Annotated in this window: 22 protein-coding genes; 6 read left to right on the top strand and 16 right to left on the bottom strand. The window is 69.2% G+C overall.

All coding sequences use genetic code 11. The features are described from left to right. Nucleotides 1-3: 3 nt before the first annotated feature. The 11 genes from AAC979_RS20495 to ccoN form a co-directional block, all read right to left on the bottom strand. Nucleotides 4-585 carry a TetR/AcrR family transcriptional regulator gene (locus AAC979_RS20495; protein WP_371348730.1) on the bottom strand — a complete coding sequence of 194 codons (582 nt, stop codon included), beginning with the start codon at nucleotides 583-585 and terminating at the stop codon, nucleotides 4-6. Beyond that, nucleotides 582-3,989, bottom strand: a complete 3,408-nt coding sequence (locus AAC979_RS20490) for an acyl-[ACP]--phospholipid O-acyltransferase (RefSeq protein ID WP_371348729.1) — start codon at nucleotides 3,987-3,989, stop codon at nucleotides 582-584. Before AAC979_RS20490 ends, AAC979_RS20495 begins: the two co-directional genes overlap by 4 nt. Nucleotides 3,990-4,113: 124 nt before the next feature. Continuing rightward, complete coding sequence (locus tag AAC979_RS20485; protein ID WP_371348728.1) at nucleotides 4,114-5,265, bottom strand: MFS transporter; 1,152 nt, start codon at nucleotides 5,263-5,265, stop codon at nucleotides 4,114-4,116. After that, a complete protein-coding gene (gene ccoS, locus AAC979_RS20480) occupies nucleotides 5,262-5,462 on the bottom strand; it encodes a cbb3-type cytochrome oxidase assembly protein CcoS (RefSeq protein WP_371348727.1) in 201 nt (66 codons plus the stop codon). The genes AAC979_RS20485 and ccoS overlap by 4 nt, the downstream gene beginning before the upstream one ends. Beyond that, nucleotides 5,459-7,717: a heavy metal translocating P-type ATPase gene (locus AAC979_RS20475; protein WP_371348726.1), complete on the bottom strand. Its 2,259-nt coding sequence runs from the start codon at nucleotides 7,715-7,717 to the stop codon at nucleotides 5,459-5,461. The genes ccoS and AAC979_RS20475 overlap by 4 nt, the downstream gene beginning before the upstream one ends. Before the next feature lie 13 nt (nucleotides 7,718-7,730). Beyond that, a complete protein-coding gene (locus AAC979_RS20470; protein WP_371348725.1) occupies nucleotides 7,731-8,228 on the bottom strand; it encodes a FixH family protein in 498 nt (165 codons plus the stop codon). Nucleotides 8,229-8,246: 18 nt separating this feature from the next. Continuing rightward, on the bottom strand, nucleotides 8,247-9,716 hold the full coding sequence (gene ccoG / locus AAC979_RS20465) for a cytochrome c oxidase accessory protein CcoG (protein ID WP_371348724.1): 1,470 nt from the start codon (nucleotides 9,714-9,716) through the stop codon (nucleotides 8,247-8,249). A gap of 169 nt (nucleotides 9,717-9,885) precedes the next feature. Beyond that, nucleotides 9,886-10,770, bottom strand: coding sequence for a cytochrome-c oxidase, cbb3-type subunit III (gene ccoP / locus AAC979_RS20460; RefSeq protein WP_371348723.1), 885 nt, complete (start codon nucleotides 10,768-10,770; stop codon nucleotides 9,886-9,888). Between the two features lie 2 nt (nucleotides 10,771-10,772). After that, nucleotides 10,773-10,928 (bottom strand): cbb3-type cytochrome c oxidase subunit 3, encoded by a 156-nt coding sequence (locus AAC979_RS20455; RefSeq protein ID WP_244379205.1) that lies wholly within the window; start codon nucleotides 10,926-10,928, stop codon nucleotides 10,773-10,775. Between the two features lie 10 nt (nucleotides 10,929-10,938). Beyond that, a complete protein-coding gene (gene ccoO, locus AAC979_RS20450; protein ID WP_371348722.1) occupies nucleotides 10,939-11,694 on the bottom strand; it encodes a cytochrome-c oxidase, cbb3-type subunit II in 756 nt (251 codons plus the stop codon). Nucleotides 11,695-11,706: 12 nt separating this feature from the next. Next, a complete protein-coding gene (gene ccoN / locus AAC979_RS20445; protein WP_371349114.1) occupies nucleotides 11,707-13,341 on the bottom strand; it encodes a cytochrome-c oxidase, cbb3-type subunit I in 1,635 nt (544 codons plus the stop codon). A gap of 352 nt (nucleotides 13,342-13,693) precedes the next feature. Here ccoN and AAC979_RS20440 point away from each other — a divergent pair, with 352 nt between their 5' ends. The 5 genes from AAC979_RS20440 (at nucleotide 13,694) to cysG (ending at nucleotide 17,985) form a co-directional block, all read left to right on the top strand. Beyond that, on the top strand, nucleotides 13,694-13,993 hold the full coding sequence (locus tag AAC979_RS20440) for a hypothetical protein (RefSeq protein ID WP_371348721.1): 300 nt from the start codon (nucleotides 13,694-13,696) through the stop codon (nucleotides 13,991-13,993). Between the two features lie 93 nt (nucleotides 13,994-14,086). Then, on the top strand, nucleotides 14,087-14,740 hold the full coding sequence (msrA, locus tag AAC979_RS20435) for a peptide-methionine (S)-S-oxide reductase MsrA (RefSeq protein WP_371348720.1): 654 nt from the start codon (nucleotides 14,087-14,089) through the stop codon (nucleotides 14,738-14,740). Between the two features lie 133 nt (nucleotides 14,741-14,873). Further along, nucleotides 14,874-15,602 (top strand): hypothetical protein, encoded by a 729-nt coding sequence (locus tag AAC979_RS20430; RefSeq protein ID WP_371348719.1) that lies wholly within the window; start codon nucleotides 14,874-14,876, stop codon nucleotides 15,600-15,602. A 291-nt stretch (nucleotides 15,603-15,893) separates the two neighbouring features. Next, entirely contained in the window at nucleotides 15,894-16,391 is a 498-nt protein-coding gene (locus AAC979_RS20425) for a TIGR00645 family protein (RefSeq protein ID WP_371348717.1), read from the top strand. An 88-nt stretch (nucleotides 16,392-16,479) separates the two neighbouring features. Beyond that, nucleotides 16,480-17,985, top strand: coding sequence for a siroheme synthase CysG (gene cysG / locus AAC979_RS20420; protein ID WP_371348716.1), 1,506 nt, complete (start codon nucleotides 16,480-16,482; stop codon nucleotides 17,983-17,985). 234 nt (nucleotides 17,986-18,219) lie between these two features. Here cysG and hisG read toward each other — a convergent pair whose 3' ends face one another. Continuing rightward, on the bottom strand, nucleotides 18,220-19,191 hold the full coding sequence (hisG, locus tag AAC979_RS20415; protein WP_371348714.1) for an ATP phosphoribosyltransferase: 972 nt from the start codon (nucleotides 19,189-19,191) through the stop codon (nucleotides 18,220-18,222). Then, the gene (locus tag AAC979_RS20410; RefSeq protein ID WP_371348712.1) at nucleotides 19,188-20,306 is read right to left on the bottom strand and encodes an ATP phosphoribosyltransferase regulatory subunit; all 1,119 of its coding nucleotides are present in this window, start codon (nucleotides 20,304-20,306) and stop codon (nucleotides 19,188-19,190) included. Before AAC979_RS20410 ends, hisG begins: the two co-directional genes overlap by 4 nt. A gap of 205 nt (nucleotides 20,307-20,511) precedes the next feature. Here AAC979_RS20410 and AAC979_RS20405 point away from each other — a divergent pair, with 205 nt between their 5' ends. Next, entirely contained in the window at nucleotides 20,512-20,739 is a 228-nt protein-coding gene (locus AAC979_RS20405; RefSeq protein ID WP_371348711.1) for a hypothetical protein, read from the top strand. Between the two features lie 36 nt (nucleotides 20,740-20,775). Here AAC979_RS20405 and hisS read toward each other — a convergent pair whose 3' ends face one another. The 3 genes from hisS to AAC979_RS20390 all read right to left on the bottom strand — a co-directional run bounded on the left by hisS (nucleotide 20,776) and on the right by AAC979_RS20390 (nucleotide 25,514). Beyond that, nucleotides 20,776-22,347 carry a histidine--tRNA ligase gene (hisS, locus tag AAC979_RS20400; RefSeq protein WP_371348710.1) on the bottom strand — a complete coding sequence of 524 codons (1,572 nt, stop codon included), beginning with the start codon at nucleotides 22,345-22,347 and terminating at the stop codon, nucleotides 20,776-20,778. 79 nt (nucleotides 22,348-22,426) lie between these two features. Then, nucleotides 22,427-23,542, bottom strand: a complete 1,116-nt coding sequence (locus AAC979_RS20395) for a TIGR03364 family FAD-dependent oxidoreductase (RefSeq protein ID WP_371348709.1) — start codon at nucleotides 23,540-23,542, stop codon at nucleotides 22,427-22,429. A gap of 100 nt (nucleotides 23,543-23,642) precedes the next feature. Next, nucleotides 23,643-25,514, bottom strand: coding sequence for a tetratricopeptide repeat protein (locus AAC979_RS20390; protein ID WP_371348708.1), 1,872 nt, complete (start codon nucleotides 25,512-25,514; stop codon nucleotides 23,643-23,645). Nucleotides 25,515-25,772 lie beyond the last annotated feature (258 nt).

The following is a 25,772-nucleotide window of genomic DNA, read 5'->3' as shown; positions in this document are numbered from 1 at the left end:
TGATTATATATTCCTAATTATCGAAATTACGCTTTCGGCGATGGCCTCCGCCTGCGCCGCCAGCGGGCCTTTTATCCGGCCATAGAGCGCGAACACCGCCGGCTGCACCACGCAGCCCAGCGCCAGCGCGCTCGCCAGCGTCACCCGCGCCGGCGGCACACCGGCCCCGCGCAGCATCTGCGCCACCGCTTCCACCACATTCTCCTCCGGCGCCTCCGGCACGCCGCCGAGATGTTCGTGCTGGTGGATGAGCAGATAGGCGAACAGCGCCGGCTCGGAATCGAACAGCTCGCAGGCGAGCCCTACCACCGCCCGCAGCTTGGGCTCAAGTTCCGGCTCGGCGGCGTCGATGGCGCAGATCTCCGCCGCCAGCCCGGCATAGCGGGTGAGGAAAAGCTCGCGCGCCAATTGCTCCTTGGAGGGGAAATGCCGGTAGAGCGCGCCCTCGCTCACCCCGACGCCAAGCGCGATGTCGCGCACCGAGGTGGCGGCGACGCCCTTCTGGGCGAAGAGTTCCAGCGCCACCGCCTCGATGCGCGCGCGCGTATCCGCCCCGTCGCGGCCGCGCCGGGCGGGGGCACTCATGCCCCCTCCCCGGCCGGGGCCCGCGCGGCCAGCATTTCCAGCGCGATGGCGCGCGCCCGGGTGAAGTCCACCTTGCCGGAGCCGAGCAGCGGCAGTTCGTCCATGCGCAGGATCTCGGCCGGGATCATCAGCTCGGTCACGCCGCGCTCGCGGCCATGCGCCTGCAGCGCGGCGCGGGTCAGGTCCGGCGCGGTGGTCATCAGGATGATGCGCTCGCCGCGCCGCGCATCCGGCACCGCCACCGCGACATGCTCGGCATCGGGCCGCAGCGTCGCCACCATGGCGTCGACGGCGGCGAGCGAGATCATCTCGCCGGCAATCTTGGCGAAGCGCTTCACCCGGCCGCGAATGGCGACGAAGCCCTCCTCGTCGAAGCTGACGATGTCGCCGGTGTCGTACCAGCCGTGCTCCGGCGGCTCGATCACGCCGGGCTTCTCCGCGCGGAGATAGCCGAGCATCACATTGGGCCCGCGCACCTGCAGCCTGCCGCCTTCCTCGATGCCGGCCATGGTCTCCAGCCGGTGATGGATGCCCGGCAACATGCGCCCCACCGTGCCGACGCGGTTGAACATCGGCGTGTTCACCGCCAGCACCGGCGCGCATTCGGTGACGCCATAGCCTTCAAGGATGCGGTGGCCGAACTTCTCCATCCACACCCGCCGGGTTTCCATCTTCACCGGCTCGGCCCCCGCCACCACGAAGCGCAGCGAGCGGAAATCATAGGGGTTGGCGGTGCGGGCATAGCCCATGAGGAAGGTGTCGGTGCCGACAATGGCGGTGGCATTGGTGGCGTAAACCAGCTCCGGGATGATCCGGTAGTGCAGCGGAGAGGGGTAGAGATAGGTCTTCAGCCCCGACACCATCGGCAACACCAGCCCGCCGGTGAGCCCGAAGGAATGGAACACCGGCAGCACGTTGAACATGATGTCGGCGGGCGAGAAGTCGATGCGCGCCGCCACCTGCGCCACATTGGTCAGGATGTTGCGGTGGGAGAGCACGACGCCCTTCGGCGTGCCTTCCGAGCCTGAGGTGAACAGCACGAAGGCCGGATCGTCGGGATGGGCGGGCTTGGGCGCGGGCAGCGGCAGCAGGGCGCGCAGCTTGTCCGGCGTGGTGACCGAGGCGCGGATATCCTCGCTCATCAGCACCCGCACATGCTTTTCCAGTTCCGCCACCTCCGCCTCCAGCCGCGCCTTTTCGATGAAGGCGCGCGAGGCGACCACCAGCTTCACCTCCGCCGCCTTGCAGGCGGTGACGAGATTGGTGGCGCCGGCGGTGTAGTTCAGCATGACAGGCACGCGGCCATGGCGGGAAAGGCCCATCAGCACCACGGCGATGCCGGCGGCGTTGGGCAGCAGCACGCCCACCTTCTCGCCCGGCGCGGTTTCCTTCGCCAGCTTGTCGCCGAGGATCTTCGCCCCCAGCAGCAGCTTGCGATAGGACAGGATGGTGCCGAGCGGGTCTTCCAGCACGATGCGCTTCATGCCGAGCCGCACCGCCGCGTCCTCCACCGCCTGATAGACGGTGACATTGGTGTGGCTGGTCTCGAAGACGAGATCGCTCATCACGTCATAGAGCGCCGCGCCCGCCGCGCGCCGGCGCTTGCGGCCGAACAGCTCCTTGTCGACCTTCAGCTTGCGCGGCGGCAGGATGGTGACGCGCACCTTCGGGAACAGGCGCTTGCGGGTCTGGTGGCCGTCGAGGCGGGAGAAATAGGTCTGCTCCAGCCCTTCGATCCGCACCGGCACCACGGGCGCGTCGGCCTTGTCGGCGATCAGCGCCGAGCCGTCATAGATCTTCATGATCGAGCCGGTGACGGTGATGCGCCCCTCGGGGAAGATCACCAATTGCTCGCCCTGCTGCACCTGGCGGATCAGGTCGCGGGTCGCCATCGGCTTGGTCGGGTCGAGCGGGAAGGCGCGCACCAGCTTGAGGAAGGGCTTCACCCACCAGGCCTCGGCGATGGTGCGGTCGACGGCGAAGACCGGGTCATTGTCGAGCAGCGCCATGATCAGCGGCGCGTCGAGGAAGCTCACATGGTTGATGGCGATCACCGAGCCGGGGCCGGCGGCCTTCAGATGCTCCGCCCCCGTCACCTCGACGCGGAACAGCACACGGAACACCAGCTTGATCAGGTCGCGCATCACCTGCCCCTGAAAGGCGCGGCCGGCGAGGATGGCGACGATCAGGCTCGCCGCGCCGATCACGCCCAGCAGCGCGGGGGCGGTGAAGCCGGCGAATTGCAGGCCGGCGACGATCACCGCGCCCGCCACCATGAAGGCGGCGTTCAGCACATTGTTGCCGGCGATCACCCGGGCGCGGCGGTCCTCGCCAGCGGCGGCCTGCACGAAGGCGAAGGTCGGCACCACGAAGGCGCCGCCGGCGGCGGCAAGGCCGATCAGCCCGATGGCGGCATGCACGCCGGCGCCGGAGGTGAGGAATTCGTCCCAGCCGATCGGCTGGGCGGCGGGGGCGAGCGTGCCCATCAGCCAGGCGAGATCGAGCGCGAACACGCCCATCAGCAGCCCCGCCGCCGGCACCAGCGCCAGCAGGATGCGCCCTTCCGACAGTTTCGCCGCCAGCGTCGAGCCGATGGCGACGCCGATGGTGAACAGCACGAGGAACAGGGTGACGACGCTTTCCAGCCCGCCGATATTGTCCTTCACCAGGGTGGGCAGCAGCGAGAGCACCACGCCGCCGACCAGCCAGAACCAGGAGACGATCAGCGCCCCGCGCCAGATCGGCCGCTCGGCGCGGATGTCGGCGAGCAGCGTCATCGTGCTGCGCCAGATGTTGCGGTCGATTTTGAGGTCCGGCGCGCCGGGCAGCGTCGGCGGAATGGCGCGGGCGGAAAGCCAGGCGATGACGGCGAGCACGAAGGTGAAGCCGGCCACCGCCCATTCGCCCGTGTGGGTGAAGGCCAGCGCCCCGCCCACCGTGCCGCCGAGAATGGCGGCGAAGGTCGCCATCTCGATCAGCGCATTGCCGGAGACCAGTTCGTCCTTGGCGAGGTGATCGGGCAGGATGCCGTATTTCACCGGCCCGAACAGCGCGCTCAGCGTGCCCATGAGGAACAGGCCGAGGAACAGCAGCGGGATCGACTGGATGACGAAGCCGGCGCTGGCGATGAGCACGATCCAGATTTCGGCGAACTTCACCCGGCGGGCGATCAGCGCCTTGTCGTAGCGGTCGGCAAGCTGGCCGCCGAGCGAGGAGAACAGGAAGAAGGGCAGGATGAACACGCCGCCCGCCAGCGTCACCAGCGCGCCTCCATTCACATGGGCGATGCCGTAGAGGATCAGCAGCGCCATGGCGTTCTTCACGAAATTGTCGTTGAACGCCGCGAAAAACTGGCACCAGAACAGCGGCGCGAAGCGCCGTGCCGTCATCAGCCGCGTGAACATGCCTGATCCCTCACCGCAATGTCAGTGAACGATCACTTACATAAACCGTCGCGGGCGTCAATATCGCACAGAGGTCCGTCTCGCGGATCGGCCTGCGGCCGTCCGGGATGACGCGCGAGGAAAGCTAGATCAGCACGCCGGCGAGCGCGGCGGCGAGCAGCGCGCCGTCATGGGCGGCGAGCTGCAGCCGGTTGGGCGTGCCGGCGCCATGCAGCATCAGCGTGGTGGCAAGGCTCGCCAGCGCCCAGCCGGCGCCGACCACGAGAAAAGCGAGCGAGATCGTCACCGCCTCGCTCGCCTGCGTCACCGCCACAGCCGCGCCAAGGCACAGCGCGAGGGCGAGCAGCGCCAGTGGCGTCGCGCCGATCCGGCGCACCAGCATCCCGCCGGCCAGCGCCGGCGCGTACATCGCCACCACATGCCAGGCGACGACGCCGGAAATCAGCGGCACACCGACCCCGCAGCCGGCCAGCGACAGCGGCGCACCGGCCATGGCTGACGTCATCGCCCCCCAGGCCAGCGCGCCGATCAGTGTCGGGGCCACCAGCGCCCGCCAGGCCAGCGGCGCCGGGCGTTCCTGCGGCTGCGCCATAGCCTCGACCGTGAGATCGGCATGCGAGAAGCGCGCCTCGGGCAGCAGCACGGCGAAGGCCAGCGCGCCGAGCTGCGCCAGCGCGGCGAGGATCAGCGTGCCGGCGAAAGTATAGGGGGCGAAGGCCGCTTCCGCCGCCCCGGCGAGCAGCGGCCCGGCGAGGCCCGCCAGCGCCCCGGCGCCGATGAGGCGTGCCACCATGCCCGCCCGCGCCCCGGTGGCGGCACCGAAGGCCGCCGCGTGGCGGTAGAACATGCCGAAGCCTTGCGCCGCGCCGAGCCAGGCGGCGCCCAGCACCAGCATCGGGAAGGCGCCGAGCGCCATCGCATAGGCCGCCATCAGCCCGCCGGCGACGCCAAGGCTGGCGCCGAGCGCGAAGGCGGCGCGCCGGCCGAAATTGTCGAGCAGGACGCTGGCGGGCAGGCTCGCCAGCGCCGCGCCCAGCAGCAGCGCGGCGAGCGGCAGGGCGGCGAGGTCCGGGCGCGGCGCCAGCATCGCCCCGGCGAGCGGCAGCGCGCCCAGCGTCAGCGCCTGCGCCAGCACCACGAGGGCGAAGCCGCCGGCCAGCCGCCCGAGCCCGAGCGAGCGGCGCAGCACGCGCGGCGCGTCTTCCGGGCAGGCGCAGCCGAGCCGGCCGGCGCGCGCCGCCTCGGTATCGGCGTCGAAGTACTCGCTCGCGCTCATGCCCGCGGCTCGCCGGTCAGCGCGTTGCGGTCCGGGCGCTCATGCCCCGCTTCGTGCAGATCGTCATCGGAGAGCACGCGCACCGCCGCGCCCTCGATATCGTCATACTGCCCGCTGCGCAGCGACCAGAGGAAGGCCACCAGCCCGAGCAGGCCGAGGCTCAGCGCCGCCGGCACCAGATAGAGCAGCACGCTCATGCCGCCTCCTTTTCCCCGGCGGCGAGGCCGCCCTGCCGCGCCCGCAGCGCGTTCAGCGTCACGATAACCGATGAGCCGGACATGGCCAGCGCCGCCACCAGCGGCGTCACGAAACCGGCCACCGCCAGCGGCACGGCGACGAGATTATAGATCACCGCGATGACAAGATTCTGCCGCATCAGATGCCGCGCCTGCCGCGCCACCTTCAGCGCGATGGCGACAGGCGCCAGCTTATCGCCGAGAAACACCGCGTCGGCCTGCGCGCGCGTCACATCGGCGGCGCTGATCGGCGACAGCGAGACATGGGCGCTGGCGAGCGAGGGCGCGTCATTGAGGCCGTCGCCCACCATCAGCACGCCGTGCCCCTTGGCGTCGAGGCTTTCCAGAACGGCGATCTTGTCGCCCGGACGCATCTGCGCCCACCAGTCGCTGACGCCGAGTTCGCCCGCCACCGCCGCCACCGCCGCGCGCCGGTCGCCGGAGAGCAGCACCACCTTGAGCCCGGCGGCGCGCAATTCGTCGATCACCGCACGGGCGTCGCGCCGCAGCGCCTGGCGAATGTCGAGCACGGCGCAGGCCTCCCCCAGCCGCACCGCGACCAGCGAGGCTTCCGGCGCGCGGGCGGCGCGTTCGGCCGCCAGCGCCTCGCAGCCGCAAAAGGCCGGGCTGCCGAGCCGCGCCGTCACACCGTCGATCTCCACCTCGACACCCGCGCCCGGCACCTCGCGCACGCCGTCGAGCGGCAGGGCGTCGGGATGCGCGGCGGCGATCGCCCGCGCCAGCGGATGGGTGCTGGAAAGCGCCAGCCGCGCCGCGATGGCGAGCAGCGGCGCCGGCACATCGCCCGCGTCGGAAAGGCTCGGCTCCGGCAGGGTCAGCGTGCCGGTCTTGTCGAAGGCGACCGTGTCGATTTCGGCGAGCCGCTCGAACGTGTCGCCGGAATGGATCAGCACGCCGGCGCGCATCAGCGTGCCCGCCGCCACCACCTGCACCGCCGGCACGGCCAGCGCCAGCGCGCAGGGGCAGGTGATGATCAGCACCGCCACCGCGATCAGCACCGCCTGGTGCAGCGAGGCGCCGGCGATCAGCCAGCCGATCAGCGCCAGCAGCGCCGTGGTGTGGACCATCGGCGCGTAGAGCCGGGCGGCGCGGTCGGCGAGGCGGATATAGCGCCCGCGCGCGGTCGAGGCCTTGTCGAGCAGCCGCTCGATCTCGTCGAGAAACGTGTCCTCGCCGGCCGCGACGGTCTTCAGCCGCAGCACGCCGTCATGAATGAGGCTGCCGGCATGCACCGTGGCGCCGACGCTGAGGCTGCGCGGCAGCGTCTCGCCGGTGACGAGGCTTTCATCGACCGAGGCGGTGCCGGAGAGCACGAGGCCGTCCACCGGCGCGCGTTCGCCCGCCCGCAGCATCACCTCGTCGCCCGGCTTCACCGCGGCGGCGGGCACGGTGACGAGCCGCCCGTCCGGTTCGATGCGGTTGGCGGACACGGCTTTCAGCGCCGCGAGATTGCCGGCCTCCGCCCGCGTGCGCCGGCGCATCGCATGGTCGAGATAGCGGCCCGCCAGCAGGAAGAACAGCAGCATCACCGCCGAATCGAAATAGGCGTGCTCGGCATGGTGCAGCGTCTCGAACACGGAGACACTGAGCGCCAGCAGCACGCCGAGCGTGATCGGCACGTCCATGTTCAGCGCGCGTAACTTCAGGGCGCGGATCGCGCTCTGGAAGAAGGGCTGGCCGGCATAGGCGGCGGCGGGAAGCGCGATCAGCGCCGACAGCCAGTGGAAGAAATCGCGTGTCTCGGGGGTGATGTCGGTGACATTGCCCGACCACACCGACACCGAGAGCAGCATGATGTTCATCGCCGCGAAGCCGGCGACGCCGAGGCAGCGCAGCAGGTGCCGCGAGGTGGCGTTGTCGATCTCCTCCAGCCGGTCGGCCTCGAAGGGATAGGCGCGGTAGCCCGCCTTCGCCAGTGCCTCCAGCACCCGCGCCGGGGCGGGCTCCGCCTTCGCCTCCCAGCCGATGGTGAGGCGGTGGGTGGTGTAGTTCAGCCGTGCCCGCGCGATTCCGGGCAGCGCCTCGCAGCCATCCTCGATCTCGTCGATGCAGGCGGCACAGTCGATCCCCTCCACCGCGAAGGCCATTTCCGCCTGTCCGGCCGGGTCGCGGCGCAGGAACAGCGAATAGTCCTGCGCCGCCGGGGTAGCGGGCAGGGAGGCGGTCGCCGGGAGAGAAAGAGCCTGCGCAGCCATGGTACGCTCTGGTCTAGCGGATGACGACGCGGTTGGTGGAGCGGAACAGTCGCTCGCCGTCGCGGGAAAGCTCGATCACCAGTTCCCATTGCCCGGCGGTGACGGCATCGCTGGCACGCCACTTTCCAGCGCCGATGACGACGGGATCGAGGGTCACGTCGAAGCGGCGGTCGGTCGGGTGGCGCAGTGTCGCCGCGAGGTCGACATCGGCGAGCGGGCGGCCGCTGGCATCGCGCGCGGCGACCTCGACACGGCCCGGCTCGACATGGGCGTCGACCTGCCAGTGGCGGGCGGCCTGCGCGGCGGCGGCCTCGGCCTCCGCCTTGAAGGCGAGCCCGGCCTTGTAGGAGCTTTCCGTCTCCACCCCGCCGAAGCTGGTCACCGCCGCCCGCACCAGGAAGAAATTGGCGGTGAACACCACGCCGAAAAAGGCGATGAGGCAGACCAGCACGGTCCGGCCGGTCAGCGGCCGACCGGCCTGCGGCTCGCGCGCGCTCATGGGTGGGGCCATGTCATCCTCCGCTTCGGCTCAGGGGCCCTTGAAATGGTCGGGTGCGGTCGAGGTCTCGCCGCCGACGACATCGGTGACGGAGAAGGTGACCGGCAGCGAGGCATTGGCCGGCAGCTTGGCCGAGGTGGAGACGAGCGCCCGCAGCTCATAGGTCTGGTCCGGCCCGACCTCGACCACGGGATGGCCGTTCTCGGTCTCGGAAATGCCGCCCACCACCTCCAGCCGCGCCTCCGGCACACCCTCGACCGCGATGGCGAAGCGGCGCGGCAGCGACTGCTTGTTGACGATGCGCAGCGTGTAGGCATTGCGCAGCGAGCCGTCCGACAGCCGCACGAACAGCGGGTTGCGGTCATGGATGACCGAGACGCCTTCCGAGCCGCGCATCGCCAGCGTCGCCACCATGATGCCGCCGACGATGACGATCAGCCCGGCATAGAGCAGGGTGCGGGCGCGCAGCACCCGGGTCACCGGCGCCAACCCCTTCATGCGGCGCTCGACATTCATCTCGGTGTCGTAGGCGATCAGCCCGGTGGGGCGGCCGACCTTGTTCATCACCGTGTCGCAGGCGTCGATGCACAGGCCGCACTGGATGCAGGCGAGCTGGCTGCCGAGGCGGATGTCGACCCCGGTCGGGCAGGCGGCGACGCATTGCTTGCAGTCGATGCAGTCGCCGGCCGCCACGCCCGCCGCGCGCAGCGCCTCGGTCTTCTTGAACGAGCCGCGCGGCTCGCCGCGATCATAGCGGTAGGTGACGTTGAAGGCGTATTCGTCTGTCAGCGCCGCCTGGATGCGCGGCCAGGGGCACATATAGGTGCACACCTGCTCGCGCATATGGCCGGCGAGCACATAGGTGGTGAAGGTGAGAATGCCGATCCAGAGATAGGCCATCAGCGGCGCGGTGCCGGTGAAGAGCTGCCACACCAGCGTCGGCGCGTCGGCGAAATACAGCACCCAGGCGCCGCCGGTCCACCACGCCACCATCAGCCACAGCGAATGCTTGGCCGCCGCCTCGAAGGCGCGCTGGGTCCGCGAGGCGGTCTTCAGCTTTTCGCGCCGTTCGCGCGGGTCGCCCTCGACCATGCGCTCGATCGCCTGGAACAGGTCGGTCCACACGGTTTGCGGGCACAGATAGCCGCACCACAGCCGCCCGGCGACCGCGTTCATCAGGAACAGCACCAGGGCGGCGAGGATCAAGAGGCCGGTGACGTAGTAGATTTCCTGCGGCCAGATTTCGATGAAGAAGAAATAGAACCGCCCATTGGCGAGGTCGACCAGCACCGCCTGCGAGGGCGCGTTGGGCCCGCGGTCCCAGCGCAGGAAGGGCAGAAGGTAGTAGATGCCCAGCGTGATGATCAGCAGCGCCCATTTGATCCGGCGGAAGGTGCCGTGCACGGCGATGGGGTAGATCTTGCGTCGGGCCTCGTAGAGCGGGGCATCGTCGTCATATTCCGGCTCTTCCAGCCGTTCCACCTTGGTCGCCATGTTCATGTCGGTCCCCGAGCCTCGCGCCGGTGAGGGTTCGCGCGTCGCATGGAGCTGTTCTAAACCCGGCTGCGGAAGCCGTTGATCCGGGGCTTGCCGGGCGGAAAAATGCTTATGCGGCGGGACGTCGCTGAAACGCCCCGCCGCATGGCCTCAACCCGTCAGGGTGCGCGCGCTACTGTCCACCCCCGAGCGCGTGCACATAGACGGTGAGGGCCTTGATGGTGGTCGGATCGAGACGCCCCGCCCAGGCCGGCATGATGCCGGCACGGCCATTGGTGAGCGTGGCGATGATGGTGTCGCGGTCCGAGCCATAGAGCCAGATGCCATCGGTCAGGTTGGGCGCGCCCATCTCGACATTGCCCTTGCCGTCGGCGCCGTGGCAGGCGGCGCAGTTGGCTTCGAACACCTCCTTGCCCTTGGCGAGGTCGGGGGTCACGCCCTTCGGCACCGGCAGGTTGGACAGCGAGCGCACATAATCCGCCACCGCCACGATCTCCGGCCGCTGCAGAATGCCGTCGCGGCCGAAGGCGGGCATGTCGCCGACATGGGCGTCGGCATCGGTGGAGCGGATGCCGTGCAGGATGGTCTGCTGAATCTGCGCCAGCGAGCCGCCCCACATCCAGTCGTCATCGTTCAGGTTCGGATAGCCCTTGGAGCCGGCGGCACCCGAGCCGTGGCAGGGAGCGCAATTGTCGCCGAAGGCGGCGCGACCCTGGGCGCGGGCGAAGGCCAGCAGTTCCGGGCTCGCCTCGATCTGCTGCAGTGAGGCGGCGTCCAGCTTCTCGGCGAAGGCGCCGCGCTGCGTGCGAAGATCGGCGAGCTGCACCTGCACGGCCTCGCGCGACTTCCAGCCGAGCACGCCCGAGGTGTAGTTGGACACCAGCGGCCAGGCAGGATAGGCGATCCAGTAGAGAAACGCCCAGACGATGGTGGCGTAGAAGGTCCACAGCCACCAGCGCGGCAGCGGGTTGTTCAGCTCGCGAATGCCGTCCCACTCGTGGCCGGTCGTCGACACGCCGGTGACGGCGTCGACTTCGTTCTTGTGATGCTCGGCCATGATCAATCCTCGCGCAGCGGCATGCGGGCAGCGTCCTCGAACTGCGCCTTGCGCCGCGGCGAGAGCGCATAGGCGAGCACGCAGAGGAAGATGCCGACGAAGTAGAGAAGCCCCCAGGTCTGAGCGAATTCGGCGAGGGCGCGATAAGTCTCGTTCATCCCAGCCTCCTCAGCGGATGTTTGCCTTGTCGTCGTACAGCTTGAAGTCGACCATGGTGCCGAGCGCCTGCAGATAGGCGATCAGCGCATCGGCTTCCGACAGCACCTTGGGATTGCCGTCGAAGTCGCGCTGCTGCGCGCCGGGATAGCGCTCGGTCAGCCCGTCGGCATCGGCGTCGGGGTTGGCCTGGGTCCGCAGGTCGGCCAGCGCCTCGGCGATCATCGTCTCGGAATAGGGCACGCCGAGCACGGCGTTGACCTTCATGTCGTCGGCGATCTCGTAGGTCTTGAGCGGGGTCTGCGCCAGGAAGGGATAGCCCGGCATGATCGAACCCGGCACCACCGAGCGCGGATCGGCGAGGTGCTGGCGCTGCCACTCGTCGGAATATTTGTTGCCGACGCGGGCGAGGTCCGGCCCGGTGCGCTTGGAACCCCACTGGAACGGGCGGTCATACATGCTCTCGGCCGCCAGCGAATAGTGGCCGTAGCGTTCCACCTCGTCGCGCAGCGGGCGCACCATCTGCGAGTGGCAGTTGTAGCAGCCCTCGCGGACATAGATGTTGCGGCCGGCGAGTTCCAGCGGCGTCCAGGGACGCACGCCGGACACCTTCTCGATCGTGCTCTTGAGGTAGAACAGCGGCACGATCTCCACGAGGCCGCCAATGGCGACCACGAGCAGGATGCCGATCACCAGCCAGATCGAGTTCTTCTCAAGGAAGGCGTGCTTGGCCCAGAGGGATTTCTTCGGAGCGACGGCTTCAGCCATGATCTTGTCTCCTCACTCGGCCGGCACAAGGGACGGGGTGGGGGCACCGGAACCGGCTTCCGCCATATCCGGCTGGCGGATGGTCATGATCAGGTTGAAGGCCATGATCAGCCCGCCGATCAGGAACAGCACGCCGCCCACCGCGCGGATGATGTAGAAGGGGTGCATCGCCTCGACCGTCTCGATGAAGGAGTATTCGAGGAAGCCGAGCGAGGTGTAGGCGCGCCACATCAGGCCCTGCAGGATGCCCGCCACCCACATCGCCGAGATGTAGAAGACGATGCCGATGGTCGATATCCAGAAGTGCCAGTTGACGAGGCGGAGCGAATACAGTTCCCGCTTCTGCCAGAGCCACGGCACCAGGCAGTAGACGGCGCCGAAGGAGATGTAGGCGACCCAGCCCAGCGCGCCGGAATGCACATGGCCGATGGTCCAGTCGGTGTAGTGGGACAGCGAATTCACCGCCTTCACCGACATCATCGGGCCTTCGAAGGTCGACATGCCGTAGAAGGCGACCGACACCACCATCATGCGCAGCACCGGGTCGGTGCGCAGCTTGTCCCAGGCGCCCGAGAGCGTCATCAGGCCGTTGATCATGCCGCCCCAGGAGGGCATCCACAGGATGATGGAGAAGGTCATGCCCAGCGTCTGCGCCCAGTCCGGCAGCGCCGTGTAGTGCAGATGGTGCGGGCCGGCCCAGATATAGATGAAGATCAGCGCCCAGAAGTGGATGATCGACAGCCGGTAGGAATAGACCGGCCGGTCGGCCCGCTTGGGGATGAAATAATACATGATGGCGAGGAAGCCGGCGGTCAGGAAGAAGCCGACCGCATTATGGCCGTACCACCACTGCACCATCGCGTCCTGCACGCCGGACCAGACAATGTAGGATTTGGGCGAGAACACCGAGACCGGGATGCTGGCATTATTGCCGAGATGCAGCATCGCGATGGTGACGATGAAGGCGAGATAGAACCAGTTCGCCACATAGATGTGCGGTTCCTTGCGGCGCCAGAGCGTGGCGAGGAACACCAGCAGATAGGTCACCCACACCACGGTCAGCCACAGATCGGCGTACCATTCCGGCTCGGCATATTCCTTCGACTGGGTGATGCCCAGGAGATAGCCGGTGCCGGCGATGACGATGAAGAAATTATAGCCCAGCACCACGAACCACGGCGCGAGATAGCCGGCGAGGCGGGCGCGCGAGGTGCGCTGCACCACATAGAAGGAGGTGCCGATCAGCACGTTGCCGCCAAAGGCGAAGATCACCGCCGAGGTGTGCAGCGGGCGCAGCCGGCCGAAGGCGGTCCAGGGCAGGTCGAGATTCAGCCAGGGGAAGGCGAGCTGGAAGGCGATGATGACGCCGACCAGGAAGCCGGCAATGCCCCAGAACATCGCCGCCACGGTGGCGAACTTCACCGGGCCGAAATTGTAGTTCGGCTTGCCGTCGATCTCCAGCGCCGGCAGCGCCGCCGGGCGGTCCACATAGCGGTTGAGGATGACGAACACCGCCGCGAGGCTGGCGAAGGCCGAGAGATAGGCGTGGAAGGCATAGGCGGCATCGTGCGTCTTTGCCGCCACGGTGATGCAGGACAGCGCCAGGACCGCGAACACGAAGGCAAGGCCGCCCTCGCCGAAGGTCATCTTCTTTCCGCTCTGGTCGACGCCCGGCTCGGTGGCACCCGAGCCGCGTCCAGCGGAGCCTTGTAGCTGCGTCATTCGACCCTCCACGTTCCGATCGGCCGATCTGGAACGACTCCATGATGTGGAGGGAGCTTTCGCGCCGCGGGCGAGCGGCAACCTTGATCCACATCAAGGCTAAGGGTCTTCACGGACCCGCGAGGCAGGCGGCGGAATGCCGCGCGCGGGCAGGCTTTGCGCCGCGCTCGCGGCCCCGCCGCGCGGCGCGCGGGCCTTGCCTCCCCCGCCCGCCCCGCCTACAGACGGTCGGACGCGACAGATGCGCCCATCGCGCATGAGGACCGGGACGCCGCGCATGATCCGCTTTTTCTTCCGCTTCGTCGGTCTGTGGGTTCTGGCCGGCGCTTTCGTCGCCCTGGTGCTGGACGGGGTGCGCTCCATCGCCTCGGCGGAAATCGTCACCACCCCGCTCGGCGTCACCTGGCTTTCCGTCGCCCCGGACCTGCTCACCCGCTTCCAGGCCTTCGTCACCCGCACCCTCTCCGCCACGGTGTGGGACTATCTCGTGGTGCCGGTCCTGGGCGCGCCGCTCTTCGCCGTGCTCGGCGTCGCCGGCGCGCTGCTTCTGCTGATCGGCCGCCGCAAGGCGGGGTGATGCCGCGCGCGTGAACGCCGCCGCCGGCCGGCGCCCTCGCGAAACGCCGCCGCCCTCCCCATATCGGCGCCATTCCAGCAAGGGATCTGCCCCATGTTCTTCTTCAAGAAGAGTATCGACCTGCCGACCCCCGCGCAGGCGCTGCCCGGCCGCGCCCGCCCCCTGCCCACCGCCGAGACCCATTTCGTCAATGGCCATGCGCTCAAGGGCCCCTATCCGGAAGGCTTCGAGACCGCCATTTTCGCGCTCGGCTGCTTCTGGGGCGCGGAGCGCAAGTTCTGGCAGACGCCGGGCGTGCATGTCACCGCCGTCGGCTACATCAACGGCATCACCCCGAACCCGACCTATGAGGAAACCTGCACCGGCCTTACCGGCCATGCCGAGGCGGTGCTGGTCGTGTTCGACCCCGCCAAGGTCAGCTACGCGCAGCTTCTCAAGCTGTTCTGGGAGAGCCACGACCCGACCCAGGGCATGCGCCAGGGCAATGATGTCGGCACCACCTACCGCTCCGGCCTCTATGTCACCTCCGCCCAGCAGCGGGCGCAGGCCGAGGCCAGCCGCGACGCCTATGAGGCGGCGCTGAAGGCCAAGGGCTTCCCGGCCATCACCACCGAGATCGTCGATGCCCCGGTGTTCTACTTCGCCGAGGACTACCACCAGCAATATCTCGCCAAGAACCCGAACGGCTATTGCGGGCTCGGCGGCACGGGGGTCTCCTGCCCCGTCGGCTCGGGCGTGACGGCCTGACGGAGGCGGGCGCGGCGGCGCGTCCGCCGTGCCTTCCGCCCGTCTATTCTTGGTCGCATCGCCATCTGCGTCTTCCCCTCGTCGTCGGCCGCGCCTTACCTTTCGCGCCTCGCTGACTGAACGAGGAACGACCGTGACCCTTTCCCGCTCCCTTCTCTCCGCCCTGTTCGGCCTGATGCTCCCGCTCACCGGCGGCGCCGCGCTGGCGCAGCAGCCGATGCCGGGACCCACGCCGACGCCGAAGCTGCCGGCCGTGCTGCGCGATGCACGCTATTGCGAGCTGGTGGCGGTGCATGTCACCATGGACGGCCTCCTGGCGTCGGTGTTCAACACGCTCGGCTTTGACGACTGCCCCGCCGACAAGTGGAATGCGCTCACCCGGGTCGAGCTGTTCCGCGCCTTCGACACGCTCGCCGTGGTCATGAACGGCCCGCGCCATTTCATCATGGACGGCATCTCCGCCTCGGGCGACACCAAGACCGGCGAGATCATCTCGGTCGGCGGCATCGTCATGGCCAAGCGGGCGGAAGTGGGCCTGTCGCTGCATCAGGCGATGGGGCCAAGCTATACCGAGCAGACCATCGACCGCGACACCACCTACCGCTTCGACGCCGGCAAGCCGATCTTCCAGCTCACCGCGCCGGACGGCGCCGTCTATGTGATGCAGTCCTATGCGCAGATCGTCGAGCCCACGCTCAGCTATGCCGACCTGCCCGGCCTCGGTGCCAAACTGAAGCCGCCGGCGGGCTGGAGCTACAGCACCCGCACCCCGGACAAGGACCTGCTGCTGGTTGCCAAGGGCACGGCCATCGTCATTCAGGACGAGCTGAAGAACACCTACCAGAAAGTGACGGCGAACTAGAGCCTGATCCGATCAGCTTGAATCAAGCTGATCGGTGAAACAGTCTCTCGATTATTGCTAGAGAACGTTTTTCCGATCTGATTGCGATGCAAACCGATCGGAACGTTCTCTAGCCCGCCGTCGCCCGCGAGGGACGCACGACGCCCCACATGCGCCACTCGCACCTTCTTCGCACCTCCTGCGCAAAGCCCCCGCCCCAGCGCACCGACCTCACCCCTTGCCGCCGTCGCGGCGCCATGGCACCCCTCTCGCATCCGCGCGAGGCGCGGTCCTCTCGAAGGCGACGGGCGCATGGAAAAGGTCATCGAGCGTTTCATCTTCGTCAGCCGCTGGATCATGGCGCCGTTCTATCTCGGGCTGGTGATCGCGCTGCTTGTTCTGCTGTTCAAATTCGGCGTCGAGCTGCTGCATTTCGTCACCCACGCCACCGAGTTCGACGAGAGCGACACCATTCTCGGCATATTGGCGCTGATCGACCTCACCTTCACCGGCTCGCTGGTCATCATCGTCATCTTCTCGGGCTATGAGAACTTCGTCTCCAAGATCGACGCATCAGGCCATTCCGACTGGCCGGAATGGATGACCAAGGTCGATTTCTCCGGCCTCAAGCAGAAGCTGCTCGCCTCCATCGTCGCCATCTCCGCCATCGCGCTCCTGAAAGCCTTCATGAATCTCGACCGCGGGGTCGACGAGAAGCAGCTCATGTGGCTGGTCATCATCCATGTCGTGTTCGTGCTGTCCGGCGTGGTGCTGGCCTGGACCGACAAGCTGTCGGAAAAGGCGCACTGATATTTTCCGCGAAAATTTCGTTCATTGACTTCAATAGACGTTATTCTTGTGTGATAAAGCGCAGGACCCTTTACGGACGACCGCCGCGATGACCGATTTCGCCTCCCCCACCCCGCCCGGCGAACGCCGGGCCCGCCGCGCTTCCGGGCGCATGGACCCGCTCGCCCGCCTGCCGGTGTTTTTCGCGCTGGCCGGGCGCCGCGTCGTGCTGGCCGGCGGCTCGGAGGCGGCGGCGTGGAAGGCGGAGCTGCTCTCGGCCGCCGGCGCGCGGGTGGAGGTGATCGCCCCCGCCTTCTGCGAGGATCTGGTCGAACTCGCCGCCGCCCCGCCGGACGGCGCGCTCATCCTCATCGCCCGCGACTGGACTCCGGCCGACCTTGACGGCGCGGCGCTGGCCATCGGCGCCATCGAGGAAGACGAGGAGTGCGCGCGTTTCGCGCAGGCCGCGCGGCATGCCGGCGTGCCGGTCAATGTGGTGGACAAGCCGGCCTTCTGCGATTTCGCCTTCGGCGCCATCGTCAACCGCTCGCCGCTGGTGGTCGGCATTTCCACCGACGGCGCCGCGCCGGTGTTCGGGCAGGCGGTGCGGGCCAAGATCGAGGCGGTGATTCCGCAGGGTTTCAAGCGCTGGGCGGAAGCCGCGCGCGGCTGGCGCCCCGCGGTGTCCGCCCTCGCGCTTTCCTATCAGGGCCGTCGCGGCTTCTGGGAGCGCTTCACCCGCGCCGCGCTGGAGACGCCGGAAGCCGAGCCCTCCGACACGCTGCGCGCGGAGCTTCTCGCCCGTGCCGAAACCGACCGCACGGAGACCCCGCAGGGTTCCGTCGCGCTGGTCGGCGCCGGCCCGGGCGACCCGGAACTCCTCACCCTGAAGGCGGTGCGCGTGCTGCAATCCGCCGATGTGGTGCTATATGACGATCTCGTCGCCCCGGCGGTGCTCGATGTCGCGCGCCGCGAAGCCCGCAAGATGCTGGTCGGCAAGACCGGCTACAAGGCCTCCTGCAAGCAGGACGACATCAACGCGCTGATGGTCTCGCTGGCCAAGCAGGGCAAGCGCGTGGTGCGGCTGAAGGGCGGCGACCCCATGGTGTTCGGCCGCGCCGGCGAGGAAATCGCGGCGGCACGCCATGCCGGCCTGCCGGTGGAAGTGGTGCCGGGCATCACCGCGGCGCAGGGGGCGGCGAGCCGGCTCACCACCTCGCTCACCCATCGCGACCATGCGCGGCGGCTGCAATTCGTCACCGCCCATGCCCGCGACGGCAAGCTGCCGCGCGATCTCGACTGGGCGGCGCTCGCCGATCCCGCCGCCACCACGGTGGTCTATATGCCCCAGCGCACCTGGGGCGAGCTGGCGGGCAAGGCGATGGCGGCCGGTCTCGATCCGGCGACGCCGGCCATCGCCCTGTTCTCCGCCACACGGCCGGAGGAACGGCAGGTGCCGGCCACCGTCGCCACGCTGCAGGCGGCGCTGGAGGCAGCCGTGGCGGACGGCGCCACCGGCCCCTGCCTCATCCTGTTCGGCCACGCCATCGGCGAGGCGGCAGCCTTCGCGGTACCTGTCGAGGCGGCGGAAGAGGCACACGCCGCGCGGGGGTAAGGCCCCTTCATCGTCATCCCGGACGGCCGCAGGCCGATCCGGGATCGCGCGCCAATACTGAGGACGATCCCGGCTCTCCGCTGCGCTTCGGCCGGGATGACGGGACTATCCCTCCCTCATCCCCGGGCTTGACCCGGGGATCCAGCCTTTGGACCCGTCAAAGCGGTTCCCGGCGGTGCTGTTCCTGGGTGGCCGGGTCAAGCCCGGCCATGAGGGGGCAAGGACCGCCCGCCCCTACCCGATCCGCTCTTCCAGCTTTTCGTAAAGCGGGTTCTCCGCCGCGAACACATAGTCGAGCGGGCCGACCGAGACGGTGGCCGCGCCCTGTTCGCGCAAAAACACCGCCAGCGGGTGCAGCGTGTCCGGCGGGCAGTGCAGCGTCACCATGCCGGAGGAGGTCGGCGCGCCGAACGGCGCCAAGGCGCGGAAGCGGCGCACCGCCTCCTGCACTACGCCGGCATCGCAGGCGGCAAAGCGCGTCTTCACCTCGCGCATGGTGGCGGCGCGCTTGGCCGCCGTCACCCGGTCGAGCAGCGCCCGCGCCGCCGCCTTCGCCGCCGGATTCCAGTCGGCATTGAGCGAGGCGACGAGATTGGCCTCGGAGCGCAGGATCACCCCGTCCTCGATCACCTTCAGCGCGTTGGCCGCCAGCGTCGAGCCGGTCGTGGTGATGTCGACGATCAGCTCCGCCGTGCCCGCCGCCGGCGTGCCCTCGGTGGCGCCCAGGCTTTCCACGATGCGGTAATCGACAATGCCGTGGCGGGCGAAGAAGCCGCGCGTCAGGTTGAGATATTTGGTCGCCACCCGCACCCGCCGCCCGCGCGTGGCGTGGAAATGCGTCGCCACGTCATCGAGGTCGCGCATGGTGCGCACGTCGATCCAGGCCTGCGGCACCGCCACCACCACATTGGCGTGGCCGAAGCCGAGCCCTTCCACCAGCAGCACCTTGGAATCGGCGTCGGGGATGCTCTCGCGCACCAGATCCTCGCCGGTGACACCGAGATGCACCGCGCCGGCCGCGAGCTGGCTGGCGATCTCGGAGGCGGAGAGATAGGCAACCTCCACCCCTTCAACCCCGGTCAGCACGCCGCGATAGTCACGCGCGCCGCGCGACTGGGTCAGCGACATGCCGGCGCGGGCGAAGAAGCCGGTGGCGTTTTCCTGCAGCCGGCCCTTGGACGGCACGGCGACGATCAGCGCGCTCATAGACGAGCCTCCACGGCATCGAGCCGGCCGAGCCAGACGGCGAAGCCGACGGCGGGAATGGGCTCGCCGGCGCCGAGCCGGCCGAGCAGCCCGTCATAACGCCCGCCGGCGACCAGCGGGGCCCCCGCGCCGTTTTCGTGCAGCTCGAACACCATGCCGCTGTAATAGTCGAGCGGCCGGCCGAAGGCGGTGGCGAAGGAGAGGCGCTCGGGCTCGATGCCCTGCGCGGCGATGAAATGGGTGCGGGTCTCGAAGGCGTCGAGCGCGCCGTCCAGCTCCAGCCCCGCCTCGCCCGCCAGCGCCCGCAGCCGCGCCGCCGCCTGGTCGGGCGTGCCGGCAATGGCGAGATAGCGCTCGATCACCGCCACCTTCTCCGGCGACAGGCCTTCGGCATCGCCGGGCGCCGCCTGTTCGAGAAAGCGCTCGGCGATTTCCGACACGGAACGCCCGCCGACGGTGGAAATGCCGGCGATGGAGAGCAAATCCGTCACCAGCGCCCGCGCCGCCGCCGGGTCGGAGCCCGCCAGTGCCGAGAGCACGCCGGCATGGGCGGTGACGCCGCCGGCCTCCGGGCGCTGCTTCAGCAAAGCGAGATCGGCGCCGAGATCGCCGGAGCGGGCGAAGTCCTTGATCAGCCGCCGCCGCCAGACCGGGGGCAGGGCCAGCGCGTCGAGCAGCGTGGCGAAAAGCCCGGCATCGCCGAGCCGGATGGTGGGGTCGATCACCCCCCACAGCGCCGCCGTCTCCAGCCCCAGCGCCAGAAGGTCGGCATCCGCCGCCTCGCGGTCATGCCGGCCGAGGGATTCGACACCGGCCTGCAACAATTCGCCGCCTGCCACATCGGAGCGGAACACCGGGCCGAGATAGGCGAAGTCGCGCGGCTGCGCGGCGCCTTCGGCAATGTAATGGCGGCACACCGGCAGAGTGAGGTCCGGCCTCAGGCACAGTTCGCGCCCGTCCGGGTCCATGGTGATGAACATGGTGCGCCGCATTTCCTCGCCCGACAGGTCGAGAAAGGCATCGGCGGGCTGGAGCACCGGCGGCTCGACGCGCGTGAAACCGGCGCGCGCATAGAGCGCGAGCAGTTCCTCGGCGTGGCTTTGGTCGGCGGGCATGGGCGGGTCCGGTCTGCGGGAAACGGGGCGTTTATAAGCTGCGCGCTTCTAGCAAAGCCCCGCGCGCGGGTCCATGCACGGGGCGTGACATGGTTTCGGGGTGGGCGACGCGCCGCCCGTTACCGTGCGCCTCTCGCCCTCTGGCATCCCGGCGGGTCCGCGCCTATCTCCTCGCCGCTTCTGTATCCTGCCAAGGACTTCCGCGATGAAAGGCGCCCTCGACGAACTCTCCGCCTGGCTTCAGGCCAACGGACTCAACCCCGCCGATTTCCGCCTCCGGCTGGAGGCGAAGACCATCACCGCCCAGCGCGACGCGCTCAAGGCGTTCAAGGCCGAGGTTGAGCCCCACCTCGCGCCTCCCGCCGCGCCCCATCGCAAGGGCACGCTGAATGGGGTGGAAATCTCCGTCGAAGGCCCGCTGCACGGCTTCTGAGAGAGGCCGGCGGCTGGCGCTGCGCCGGCGCCGGCCTCACGCCAGCTTGTCACCATGCGGCACGCCGTGATGGTCGAGCAGCTCGCGCACCTTTTCCACCAGCTCGGCCTCGGCGCAGGCGAACTGCGCCGGGCGGCTTTCGCGCCACTCGGCATTGTCGGTGATGGCGGCGGCGGCCTTGGCGCCCTCGATCAGGTCCTTGATCTGCACCTGACCCGCCGCGCGCTCGTCCGAGCCCTGAATGACCACGCAAGGCGAGTTGCGGCGGTCGGCATATCTAAACTGGTTGCCGAGATTTTTCGGGTTGCCGAGATACATTTCGGCGCGGATGCCGGCCTGCCGCAGCTTCGCGACGAGGCCCATATAATGCGCGGTCTGGTCGCGATCCATGACGACCACCACCACGGGGCCGAATTCCGGCGTGGCGTCGGTCTTGAGATAGGACAGCGCCGAGGCGAGCCGCGAGACGCCGATGGAGAAACCCGTAGCCGGCACCGCTTCGCCGCGGAAGCGCCCGACCAGCCCATCATAGCGCCCGCCACCGCCGACCGAGCCGAAGCGCACCGGGCGGCCCTTCTCGTCCGTCACCTCGAAGGTCAGCTCGGCCTCAAACACCGGGCCGGTGTAATATTCGAGGCCACGCACGACGGAGGGATCGATCTTCACCCGGTCGCCATAGCCGGCGCCGTTGATCAAATTACTAATCTCGTGAAGCTCGCGGAGACCGTCAGTAAACGAACCACTTGCCATGAGAGCGTCTGCACCAGCCCATCCCAGTCCAGACACCTCAGTAAATTGTCCAGTCGTAGGCAAGGAAGCAGGGCCGCCACGGACAATTTGGGCAACATGACCGTTAGGATCAATATAACCTAAGATTACGGAGCTCTGCCCCTCATCCAGCCCCGCGCCCTTGGTGAAGTCGCCGCTCTTGGCCTCCGGGTTCTCCCAGCGGCCTGCGCCGAGCAGGTCGCGCACGCCCGCAATGCCCACCTTGTCGAACTTGTCGATGGCGCGCAGCACCGTCAGCCGGCGGCCGGCATTCTCCTCGCCCCCGAGGCCGATGGCTTCCAGCACGCCGTCCAGCACCTTGCGGTTATTGACCTTGATGACGAACTTGTCCTTCAGCCCCAGCGCTTCCAGCGTGTCCGCCATCATCATGCAGATCTCGGCATCCGCCGCCACCGTGGGGGCGCCCACCGTGTCGGCGTCGAACTGCATGAACTGGCGGAAGCGGCCGGGGCCGGGCTTCTCGTTGCGAAAAACCCAGCCGGCGCGGTAGCTGCGGAAGGGTTTTGGCAGCTTGTCGAAATTCTCCGCCACATGGCGGGCGAGCGGCGCGGTCAGGTCGTAGCGCAGGCTCAGCCACTGCTCGTCATCGTCCTGGAACGAGAACACGCCCTCATTTGGCCGGTCCTGGTCCGGCAGGAACTTCCCCAGCGCGTCGGTATATTCGATGAAGGGGGTTTCCAGCGCCTCGAAGCCATAGAGCTCATAGACCTTGCGGATCGTCTCCAGCATCGCCCGCGTGGGGGCCAGCTCCGCCGGGCCGCGATCGGCGAAGCCGCGCGGCATGCGGGCGCGAAGCTTGGTGGGTTTGTCCTTGGCCATGGGCGCCGTCCTTCTCGAAGTACGGCGCGGGTTTAGAGGATGGGGCGCGTGGCGGCAATGCCAGTGCGGGAGACGCGCCTCAGTCGAACAGCTCCGCCACCGCTTCCTCGGCAAGGGCGAAGCCGGTGGAGGCGCCGGTGCCGCTGGTCACCACCACGAGGCGGATATGATCGTGCGGCCGGTCGATGAAGGCCAGCCGGTCGGAAGCCGAGGCATAGGTGCCGATCCAGCGTTCCGTCACGCGCGGCCGGCGGCCGAACAGGGCTTCATATTCGTCGAGGATCAGCTCATCGACGAAATCCGGGGCAAAGGGGTCGGGCGTCGCGGCGTAGTGGTGGCTGTCGCCGACCACGAGCGAACCGTCCGCCGACTGCACGACGATGAGATGAACCCCATGCGCGAGGTGCTCGGCCTGCTCGGCCTGCAGCACGCGCTTCAGCGCCTCCGCCTCCGGCAGTTCGGCATAGCCGAGATAGCGCCCGAGCGAGAGGTCGGTCATCACCGAGCCCGGCAGCCGCCCGAGCGCCGGGTCGCTCACGCGCAGCATGTGCAGCTTGCAGCGTGTGACGCCATAGGCTTTGAACCGGTCCTCGAACAGCGTGTGGAAATCGTCGCCCGGCGCCACCACGATGCGCTCGGCCGATACCGTGCCGGACGAGGTGACGACGCGCCCCGGCTCCACGGCGGTCACCGCGCTTTCGCGGCGGAATTCCACGCCCTCGCTCGCCAGCCAGGCGGCGAGGCGGGGAATGGCGTCGCGCGATTCCACCCGCATGTCGTGCGGGCTCCACAGCCCGCCGGAAAGCGGGCCGGTCAGCGCGGGCAGCCGCTCGCGCGCCGACTCGGGGGTGAGCAGTTCGCAGCCCTCGCCCATTTCCGTGGCAAGGAAGGCTTCCAGCACCGGCATCGCCTCCGGCCGGCGCACGGCGACCAGCAGGCCGCGATGCTCCACCGCGATGCCGGCCTTGGGCGCCACCTCGGCCCAGATGTCGCGCGAGCGCATGGCGCGGCGCCAGCACTCACCGCGCTGCTGGCCGGTGACGGTGACGAAGCCGAAATTGCGCACCGAGGCGCCATTGGCCTGCGCGTCGCGGTCGATGACGACCACCTTCAGCCCGCGACGGCGGGCGGCAAGGGCATGGCCGAGGCCGACGACGCCCGCACCGACAATGGCGAGATCGAAACTGTCCGACATGAGAGGGGTCCGCGTGGAAGGGGTGATCCGGGCGGACCAAGCCTATAGCCGCTTCGGCCCGCCCGCGCCACGCGACCTTGGGCGCGCCGGCGGCGCCGGTTCAGTTCGCCGCGGCGGAATCGTGCCGCTTCAGCCCGAGAGCGGCGAGATCGGCCCGCACCTTGCGGGCGACGCCGGCATCGGGGAAGAAGCGGGCGATCATGGTGTCGGGATCGCGGCCCCAGGCGGGGGAAATGGCGACCAGCCGGGCAAGGTCGGCCCGCGCCGCCTCATCCTCGCCGGCGAGATGGCTGGCCAGCGCCCGCGCCAGCAGCCCGGGCGCGTAGCCCTCGCCCATCAGATGGTCCGCGGCGGCGGCGGCGCCGGGCGCGTCGCCCCTGAGATAGGCGGCGATGACGCGGTGATAATCCACCCACGGCGGCATGCCCGGCGCGGCATGGGCGGCCTGCGCCAGCATCGCCTCGCCGCGCGCCGTGTCGCCGAGCGCGATCAACCGGCCGCCGAAATCGGCGATGATGTCGACATCATAGGGGTTGAGTTCCAGCGCGGTGCTGCCCGCCGCCAGCGTCGCCGCGCGCTCGCCGCGAAAGAAATGCACATCCATCAGCACCCGGCGGGCGAAGGCGCTGGTGGGGGCGAGTTCCACCGCCTGCTCCGCCGCCGCCAGCGCGCGGTTGAGCGCCGGGGTGGCGGCGCGCGAGGGGGCGCCGGCGCGGATCTCGTCGAGATAGAGTTCGGCCAGCAGCGCATAGCCGAGGGCGAAGGTGCGGTCCTCCGCCACCGCCTTTTCCAGGCAGGCACGCGCCGCCTCATGCTCGGCGGGGAGGTAGGAGCGCCAGTAGGCATAGGCGGTGAGCACGCAGCCATAGGGCCCGGCGGCGCCCGGCCCGCCGGCGGCGGTGACGCGGGCCCGCGCCCGCGCCTGGATCACGCCATAGGGCTCGGCGATTGCCGCCATGATGTCGCGCACCAGCCCGATTTCCAGCGCGGTCGCGTCGCCGCCGCGCTTGAGGCTGTCGAATTCGCGCGACCAGACAATGGTGCCATCGCACAGGTCGGAAAGCCGCAGCAGGACGGAGAGCGTGCCGTCGTCATGATTCTCCACCAGCCCGCCCAGCGCGAAGGCGGAGCTGGCGGAGGCGCCCTCGCCGGCGCAGCGCAGCGCCGGCCGCGCATCCGGGCTCGCCAGCACGTCGAGCAGGTCGAAGCGGGCCAGCGCGTCGCGCACCCGCACCTCGATCCCCTCGGCGGTGAAGTCGCCGCTGCTGCCACTGGCCGGCGGGCGGCCGGCGGTCTCGAAGGCCCGCACCTCGATCATCGGAATGCCGAGCCGGTTGGTCCGCTCCAGCGGCTGCCAGCCGGAGCCGGCAAGCCATTCCCGCAGCCCGAACGGGTCGCGGCTGCCGGTGACGAGGCCGATCGCGACCACCGCCAGCGCCAGCGCCAGCAGGCCCATGGCGACAGCGCGGCCGAGGCGCCGGGCCGCCTTCTGCGGGCGGGCCGGCACGCCTGCGGGAGAGCCCGCCGCAATGCCCGCCGGCGGGACGGGGGGCGGGGTCACGGCATCCACATTGGCGTCGAGGCCCGCGGACTCCACCTCGCCCACCTCCCCGCCCGCCGCCAGGCGCGGCAGGAACTGCGGCACATAGCTGCCGCGCGGAATGGCGATCTCAATGTCGTCGCCGGCCCCCGCGCCGGCATAATAGCGCTCCAGCGCCCGGCGCAGCCTCGTGGCCTCCACCCGCACGATCGGGTCGGCCTGCGGGTCGAAGGAGGGGTCGCGCCCCAGCGCCTCGACGGCGATGGTATAGCCCTTGATCGCCTCGCGGCGCCCGTCCAGCGTCGCTTCCACCACGAAGCGCAGGATAGTGGCGAGCTGGGGCGAGGAGCGCAGCTCGTCGGAGGCGAGCACGAGCGACAGCGCGTGGCGCACCGCCTCGGGGCTGGCGGCGCCGGCGTCGGGCAACTCCATTGTCGTGCTCTCGGGCACCGCAACGTCCTATTCTGCGCCGTCCCCGGCTCCCCCGCCCGGGACACGGCAGAAACGCTTCCTGGGAAACCCGCCACGCCACCGGCTGACGCAACGTGACCGCTTTCCCTCTGCCGCGCCTTGATGGCCGCGATGAGGCCGCCGGGTCAAGGCGGCCAGTGACGCAGACCCCCGGCAGAAAGGAAAGTGATCACATCATGATTATTTCTCGTGAGCCTAAGCTGCTTACGTATTATACAT

The organism is Ancylobacter sp. IITR112 (genome assembly GCF_041415945.1).
Taxonomy (GTDB): Bacteria; Pseudomonadota; Alphaproteobacteria; order Rhizobiales; family Xanthobacteraceae; genus Ancylobacter.
This window is presented reverse-complemented; position numbering and strand designations above follow the sequence as displayed.

Bases quoted from the DNA above. Each gene is read 5' to 3' on its own strand.
- hisS (WP_371348710.1), bottom strand. From the start codon at position 22,347: ATGGCCAAGGACAAACCCACCAAGCTTCGCGCCCGCATGCCGCGCGGC.
- ccoG (WP_371348724.1), bottom strand. From the start codon at position 9,716: ATGAACATGGCGACCAAGGTGGAACGGCTGGAAGAGCCGGAATATGAC.
- AAC979_RS20455 (WP_244379205.1), bottom strand. From the start codon at position 10,928: ATGAACGAGACTTATCGCGCCCTCGCCGAATTCGCTCAGACCTGGGGG.
- ccoN (WP_371349114.1), bottom strand. From the start codon at position 13,341: ATGACCTTCGGCGAGGGCGGCCTTGCCTTCGTGTTCGCGGTCCTGGCG.
- AAC979_RS20475 (WP_371348726.1), bottom strand. From the start codon at position 7,717: ATGGCTGCGCAGGCTCTTTCTCTCCCGGCGACCGCCTCCCTGCCCGCT.
- AAC979_RS20490 (WP_371348729.1), bottom strand. From the start codon at position 3,989: ATGTTCACGCGGCTGATGACGGCACGGCGCTTCGCGCCGCTGTTCTGG.
- AAC979_RS20440 (WP_371348721.1), top strand. From the start codon at position 13,694: ATGATCCGCTTTTTCTTCCGCTTCGTCGGTCTGTGGGTTCTGGCCGGC.
- AAC979_RS20470 (WP_371348725.1), bottom strand. From the start codon at position 8,228: ATGGCCCCACCCATGAGCGCGCGCGAGCCGCAGGCCGGTCGGCCGCTG.
- AAC979_RS20390 (WP_371348708.1), bottom strand. From the start codon at position 25,514: ATGGAGTTGCCCGACGCCGGCGCCGCCAGCCCCGAGGCGGTGCGCCAC.
- ccoO (WP_371348722.1), bottom strand. From the start codon at position 11,694: ATGGCTGAAGCCGTCGCTCCGAAGAAATCCCTCTGGGCCAAGCACGCC.
- AAC979_RS20425 (WP_371348717.1), top strand. From the start codon at position 15,894: ATGGAAAAGGTCATCGAGCGTTTCATCTTCGTCAGCCGCTGGATCATG.
- AAC979_RS20495 (WP_371348730.1), bottom strand. From the start codon at position 585: ATGAGTGCCCCCGCCCGGCGCGGCCGCGACGGGGCGGATACGCGCGCG.
- AAC979_RS20485 (WP_371348728.1), bottom strand. From the start codon at position 5,265: ATGAGCGCGAGCGAGTACTTCGACGCCGATACCGAGGCGGCGCGCGCC.
- msrA (WP_371348720.1), top strand. From the start codon at position 14,087: ATGTTCTTCTTCAAGAAGAGTATCGACCTGCCGACCCCCGCGCAGGCG.
- ccoP (WP_371348723.1), bottom strand. From the start codon at position 10,770: ATGGCCGAGCATCACAAGAACGAAGTCGACGCCGTCACCGGCGTGTCG.
- ccoS (WP_371348727.1), bottom strand. From the start codon at position 5,462: ATGAGCGTGCTGCTCTATCTGGTGCCGGCGGCGCTGAGCCTCGGCCTG.
- AAC979_RS20395 (WP_371348709.1), bottom strand. From the start codon at position 23,542: ATGTCGGACAGTTTCGATCTCGCCATTGTCGGTGCGGGCGTCGTCGGC.
- hisG (WP_371348714.1), bottom strand. From the start codon at position 19,191: ATGAGCGCGCTGATCGTCGCCGTGCCGTCCAAGGGCCGGCTGCAGGAA.
- AAC979_RS20410 (WP_371348712.1), bottom strand. From the start codon at position 20,306: ATGCCCGCCGACCAAAGCCACGCCGAGGAACTGCTCGCGCTCTATGCG.
- cysG (WP_371348716.1), top strand. From the start codon at position 16,480: ATGACCGATTTCGCCTCCCCCACCCCGCCCGGCGAACGCCGGGCCCGC.
- AAC979_RS20405 (WP_371348711.1), top strand. From the start codon at position 20,512: ATGAAAGGCGCCCTCGACGAACTCTCCGCCTGGCTTCAGGCCAACGGA.